The organism is Thiohalorhabdus sp., assembly GCF_036628635.1.
Lineage (GTDB): Bacteria > Pseudomonadota > Gammaproteobacteria > Thiohalorhabdales > Thiohalorhabdaceae > Thiohalorhabdus.
In genome coordinates this window covers 1-6,355 of sequence record NZ_JAZKRM010000077.1, presented here as the reverse complement: position 1 = coordinate 6,355, position 6,355 = coordinate 1, and the positions used below count along the sequence as shown (strand labels likewise).

Sequence of the window (6,355 nt, the reverse complement as noted above, 5' to 3'; positions counted from 1 at the left end):
GCCGACTTCGACGGCGACCAGATGGCGGTGCACGTGCCGCTGTTCACCGAGGCCCAGATGGAGTCTCGGGTGCTCATGATGAGCTCCAACAACATCCTGGGTCCCGCCAACGGTGAGCCCATCATTACCCCCACCCAGGACGTGGTGCTGGGCCTGTACTACATGACCCGGGAAGCGGTGAACGTTACCGGCGAAGGGGCCATGTTCCGCGATGTGGATGAGGTCCGGCGGGCCTATCAGACCGGGGCCGCCGAGCTGCAAGCCAAGGTCCAGGTGCGCATCCGCGGGGATCGGTATACCACGACAGTGGGCCGGGCCCTGCTGGTGGACTTGCTGCCCGAGGAGCTGGAGTTCGACCTGGTCAACAAGGTGTTGGACAAGAAGGCCATTGGGGTCCTGGTCAAGGCCTGCTATCACAAGGCCGGCCTTAAGCCCACGGTCATCTTCTCCGACCAGCTCATGTACACCGGCTTCCATTACGCAACCAAGTCGGGCATCTCCTTCGGTCTGGACGACATGGTGATTCCGGAGGAAAAGGAGCCGTTGCTGCAGTCTGCCCAGGACGAGGTCAAGGAGATCTATCAGCAGTACACCGACGGTCTGGTCACCAACTCCGAGCGCTACAACAAGGTCATTGACGTCTGGGCGCACACCAACGACAAGGTGGCCGAGCGCATGATGGAGACCCTTGGTTCGGACACGGTGACCGATGCCGAAGGCAACCAGGTGGAGCAGGACTCGTTCAACTCCATCTTCATGATGGCCGATTCCGGGGCCCGTGGCTCGGCCCAGCAGATCCGGCAGCTCGCCGGCATGCGCGGGCTGATGGCCAAGCCCGATGGCTCCATCATCGAGGCGCCCATCACGGCCAACTTCCGCGAAGGCCTCAACGTCCTTCAGTACTTTATCTCCACCCACGGCGCCCGTAAGGGCCTGGCCGATACGGCCCTGAAGACGGCCAACTCCGGGTACCTGACTCGGCGATTGGTGGATGTGTCCCAGAGCTGCGTGGTAGAGGAAGAGGACTGCGGCACGGAAGACGGTACCGCCATGACACCCTTAGTGGAGGGTGGCGATGTGGTCGAGCCCCTCTCCGAGCGGGTTCTCGGCCGGGTCACCGCCCAGCCGGTTTACCACCCCGACACCGGCGAGGTGCTTTTCGAGCGCGGCAAGCTACTCTACGAGGAGGATGTGGAGCAGCTCGACGAGCTCGGCGTCGACCAGGTGGTAGCCCGTTCTGTGCTTACCTGCGAATCCCGCAACGGGGTCTGCGCCCTGTGCTACGGCCGGGACCTGGCCCGGGGTGACCGCATCACTACCGGTGAGGCGGTGGGCATCATCGCTGCCCAGAGCATCGGTGAGCCGGGCACCCAGCTGACCATGCGTACCTTCCACATCGGCGGTGCCGCCAGCCGGTCCGCGGAGCAGGCCTCGCAGGAGACCAAGTACGGCGGCTATGTTCGGTTCGAGAATCTGAACACGGTTTCGGACCGCAACGGGCGCCTGGTGGTGGTATCCCGCAACGGCGAGCTGACCCTTCACCAGGAGACGGGCCGCGAGCGCGAGCGTTACAAGATCCCCTACGGTGCCACCTTGACTGTGTCCGAGGGCGACAACGTGGAAGCCGGGGCCACCCTGGCCGAGTGGGATCCCTACACCATGCCCATCCTTACCGAGGTGGGTGGTATGGCCCATTTCCAGGACATCGAATCCGGGGTTACCGCTACCCAGCAGACGGACGAGGTCACCGGCCTCACCTCCCTGCAGGTGACCGATGTCAGCGGCGCCAAGGGCCGCGACATGCGGCCGCGGATCGAGCTTGTGAGCCAGTCCGGCGAGGCCGTCCAGATCCCGGGGACGGATCTGCCGGCGCGCTATTATCTGCCCGCCGGGGCCATCATCAACATCAACGATACCGATTATCTTCACCCCGGCGACGTCCTGGCCCGCATCCCCCGGGAGACGTCCAAGACCAAGGACATCACCGGTGGTCTGCCCCGGGTGGCGGAGCTGTTCGAGGCGCGCAAACCCAAGGAGCACGCCGTCCTGGCCGAGAACGACGGTGTGGTGTCCTTCGGCAAGGACACTAAGGGCAAGCGTCGCCTGCTGATCCGGACTGCCGAGGGCGAGGAGGGCGAGTACCTCATCCCCAAGGGGCGTCGCATTGCCGTCAACGAGGGCGACCACGTTCGCCCGGGCGACCCCATCGTGGACGGTCCCCCAGCCCCTCAGGACATCCTGCACATTCTGGGTATCGAGGCGCTGGCCCGTTACATCGTGGACGAGGTCCAGGAGGTCTACCGCCTTCAGGGGGTGAAGATCAACGACAAGCACATCGAGGTCATTGTCCGCCAGATGCTGCGGCGCCGGGAGATTGTCGAAGCCGGGGACTCCAAGTTCCTGGAGGGCGATCAAGCGGATCGCTCCGTGGTGGCTGCGGAGAACGACAAGCTGCGCGCCGAGGGCAAGGCAGAGGCCGACTCACGGCCCATCCTGCTGGGCCTGACCAAGGCCAGTCTCTCCACCGAGTCTTTCATCTCGGCGGCCTCCTTCCAGGAGACCACGCGAGTCCTGACCGAGGCGGCCATGGAGGGCAAGCTGGACGAACTGCAAGGGCTCAAGGAGAACCTCATCGTGGGTCGGCTGATCCCGGCCGGTACCGGGATGGCCTACCACAAGGTGCGCCGAGTCCAGCGCCAGGGAGCGGCCCCCGAGCCGGAGGCCGCACCCAGCGAGGAGGCTGGCGAGGCGTCTACGGCCGGTGCCTAACGGGCCTGAGCTCCCCATCTCGGGTCACCCCGGGCCGTAGCTGGCCCGTAGGCAGCTCGATGGGCGCTTGGTTGTAGGCTGAGGAAGGCAGGGCCCGGCGTATGGCGCCGGGCCCTGCCTTGACAGCCTTCTTGGGGCGAATTATAATTTTATGCTTTCCCGTGACGGGCCGGCCTATCGGCCTGTCATTTATTTTGAAGGGAGCGAGTCGCATGCCGACCATCAACCAACTAGTGCGCAAGCGGCGCAAGAAGGTTGAGGAGAAAAGCCAGACGCCCGCCTTGGACTCCTGTCCCCAGCGGCGAGGCGTTTGCACCCGCGTCTATACCGCAACGCCCAAAAAGCCCAACTCGGCGTTGCGCAAGGTGGCCCGTGTCCGGCTCACCAACGGCAAAGAGGTGAGTACCTACATTCCCGGGGAGGGCCACAACCTGCAAGAGCACTCCGTGGTTCTGGTACGTGGCGGCCGGGTCAAGGACCTGCCGGGTGTCCGCTACCACGTGGTGCGGGGCGCCCTGGATACGGCCGGGGTGAGCGATCGCCGGCAGGCCCGTTCCAAGTACGGCACTCGGCGGCCGAAGTAAGGGGATAGCTCGATGGCCAGGAGAGGCGAGGTACCGAAGCGCGAGGTTCTGCCGGATCCCAAGTACGGATCCAAGACGGTGGCCAAGTTCATCAACCACCTCATGCGCGACGGCAAGAAAAGCACCGCCGAGCGGACGATCTACGGCGCCTTCGAGCACATGAAGAAGGCCCGCAGCGAGGGTCCAGTGGAGCTGTTCGAGGGCGCGCTAGAGAACATCCGCCCGGTAGTCGAGGTGAAGAGCCGCCGCGTGGGCGGCGCCACCTATCAGGTGCCGGTGGAGGTCCGTCCCCAGCGGCGGACCGCCTTGGCTATGCGGTGGCTGGTGCAATACGCCCGGCGGCGTAGTGAGAAGTCCATGACCGAGCGGCTCGCCGGCGAGCTTCTCGAGGCCGCCGACGGTCGCGGAGGCTCGGTGCGTAAGCGCGAAGAGACACACAAGATGGCCGAAGCCAACAAGGCCTTCGCTCACTACCGCTGGTAGTCGCCAAACTCACCGCTTGTCTAACTTGCGGTTCTGCCGTCCGCCCCGGTACGCAGGGCGGGCCTTTCCGCCCGGCGGGTATGCCGGACGGAAAGCAGGATCCGCTAACTCTCGAGTTGGCGGATTTGTTTTTCCCGGAGAGGTAATCCCTCCGGGGGTCTGCTCGCTGCCGGAGCCGGCAGCGGCAACCTTTTCCGCGTTCCCCGCTTCCAGCGGCCTGTTCGCAGTCGGGTTAGCGGGCACGGAATTTTCACTGCTGAAGGACGAAGAGGCAGCGGTCGTGGCTAGGAATACTCCCATCGAGCGGTATCGGAATATCGGCATTGCCGCCCACATTGATGCCGGCAAGACCACCGCTACCGAGCGCATCCTGTTCTATACCGGTATCTCCCATAAGATCGGCGAGGTCCATGACGGCGCGGCTGTCATGGACTGGATGGAGCAGGAGCAGGAGCGCGGCATCACCATCACCTCGGCTGCGACCACCTGCTTCTGGCAGGGAATGGAGAAGCAGTTCCCCGAGCACCGGATCAATATCATCGATACCCCCGGACACGTGGACTTCACCATCGAGGTGGAACGGTCTCTGCGTGTCCTCGACGGGGCCATCGCGGTGTTCTGCGCGGTCGGCGGTGTGGAGCCCCAGTCCGAGACGGTCTGGCGCCAGGCCAACAAGTACAGCGTCCCGCGCATGGCCTTCATCAACAAGATGGACCGGATGGGCGCCGATTACTTTAACGTCATGCAGGAGATGCGGGACAACCTGGGCGCCCGGCCGGTGGCGGTAACGCTGCCCATCGGCTCCGGGGAGGACTTCGAAGGGGTCATCGACCTGCTGCGGATGAAGGCCATCCATTGGGACATGCAGACCATGGGGGCCAACTTCACCGAAAGCGAGATCCCGGATGACCTCAAGGACCAGGCTCAGACCTATCGGGAGAACCTGCTCGAGGCGGCCGCGGAGGCCGACGAGGGCCTCATGGAGAAGTACCTCGACGCCGGCGAGCTGAGCTACGACGACGTGGTTAGCGGCCTGCGCCAGGGCTGCCTGGGCCTCGACATCGTCCCCGCCTTCTGCGGCACTGCATTCAAGAACAAGGGCGTCCAGGCGGTTCTTGACGGCGTCATCCAATTTCTGCCGAGTCCGGTGGATATCGCCGCCATTCAGGGCGAGAACCCGGACACCGGTGAGCCGGACGAGCGCCATCCCAAGGACGATGAGCCCTTCTCGGCGCTGGCCTTCAAGGTCACCACCGACCCTTACGCCGGTCAGCTGACCTTTATGCGGGTCTACTCCGGCCACCTGTCGGCGGGCTCCAACGTGTCCAATCCGCAGAAGAACAAGAAGGAGCGGGTGGGCCGCCTGTTGCAGATGCACTCCAACGAGCGCCGCGAGATCGACGAGGTCTACGCCGGCGACATCTTCGCGGCGGTAGGGATGAAGAACACTGCCACCGGGGAGACCCTGTCCGATCCCAAGCACCCGATCCTGCTGGAGCGCATGGAGTTCCCGGAGCCAGTGATCTCCGTGGCCATCGAGCCCAAGTCCAAACAGGACCAAGAGAAGCTGGGTACGGCGCTGGCCAAGCTGGCCCAGGAGGACCCCTCTTTCCAGGTGCGCACCGACGAGGAGAGCGGCCAGACCATCATCTCCGGGATGGGTGAGCTGCACCTGGAGGTCATCATTGATCGCCTCAAGCGCGAGTTCAATGTGGAGGCCAATGTCGGCCAGCCCCAGGTGGCCTACCGCGAAACCATCCGCGCCAAGGTGGAGGCGGAAGGCAAGTTTATCCGGCAGTCAGGTGGTCGCGGCCAGTACGGCCACGTGTTCGTCCGCTTGGAACCCAACGAGGAAGGCGCCGGCTACGAGTTCGTCGATGCCATCGTTGGCGGCGTGGTCCCCAAGGACTACATCAACTCGGTGAACCAAGGTATCCGGGAAGCCCTTGAGAACGGCGTGCTCGCCGGCTATCCCATGGTCGACGTCAAGGCTACCCTGTTCGACGGCTCCTACCACGAAGTGGACTCCAGCGAGGCGGCGTTCAAGATTGCAGGATCGCAGGCGGTCCAGGAGGGCGCCCGCAAGGCCAACGCCGTGCTCCTCGAGCCCAGGATGGACGTGGAAGTTGTCTGCCCCGAGGAATTCATGGGCGACGTCATCGGTGATCTCAACAGCCGGCGCGGCAATGTGGGCTCCATGGAGGACAGCACCTCCGGCAAGGTGATCCAGGCCGAGGTGCCCCTGGCCGAGATGTTCGGTTATGCCACCGCCCTGCGCTCGCTGAGCCAGGGCCGAGCCACCTACACCATGCAGCCCAGCAAATACGCCGAGGTGCCGAAGAGCGTCTCCCAGGAGATTATCCAAAAGGCGCACGGCTGAGGAATTCGAACCGCCGCCAGGCCGCGCCGTCCGCTAAGACAGGGCGGAAGCGCGAAGCGGGCACCGCTTGAGGGGAGTGATGTACGATGTCCAAGGAAAAGTTTGAGCGCACCAAGCCGCATATCAACGTGGGCACCAT

The 6,355-nt window shown here is 64.3% G+C and carries 3 protein-coding genes and 1 pseudogene; all 4 read left to right on the top strand.

What is annotated here, in order from left to right; all coding sequences use genetic code 11:
- Window positions 1-2,769, top strand: a pseudogene (locus tag V5A19_RS13335) (DNA-directed RNA polymerase subunit beta'); the annotation flags it as partial.
- Between the two features lie 212 nt (window positions 2,770-2,981).
- On the top strand, window positions 2,982-3,353 hold the full coding sequence (rpsL, locus tag V5A19_RS13330; protein WP_332319712.1) for a 30S ribosomal protein S12: 372 nt from the start codon (window positions 2,982-2,984) through the stop codon (window positions 3,351-3,353).
- Window positions 3,354-3,365: 12 nt separating this feature from the next.
- Window positions 3,366-3,836, top strand: a complete 471-nt coding sequence (gene rpsG, locus V5A19_RS13325) for a 30S ribosomal protein S7 (RefSeq protein ID WP_332319713.1) — start codon at window positions 3,366-3,368, stop codon at window positions 3,834-3,836.
- Window positions 3,837-4,116: 280 nt separating this feature from the next.
- Window positions 4,117-6,216: an elongation factor G gene (gene fusA, locus V5A19_RS13320; RefSeq protein ID WP_332319714.1), complete on the top strand. Its 2,100-nt coding sequence runs from the start codon at window positions 4,117-4,119 to the stop codon at window positions 6,214-6,216.
- The last annotated feature ends 139 nt before the right edge of the window (window positions 6,217-6,355 follow it).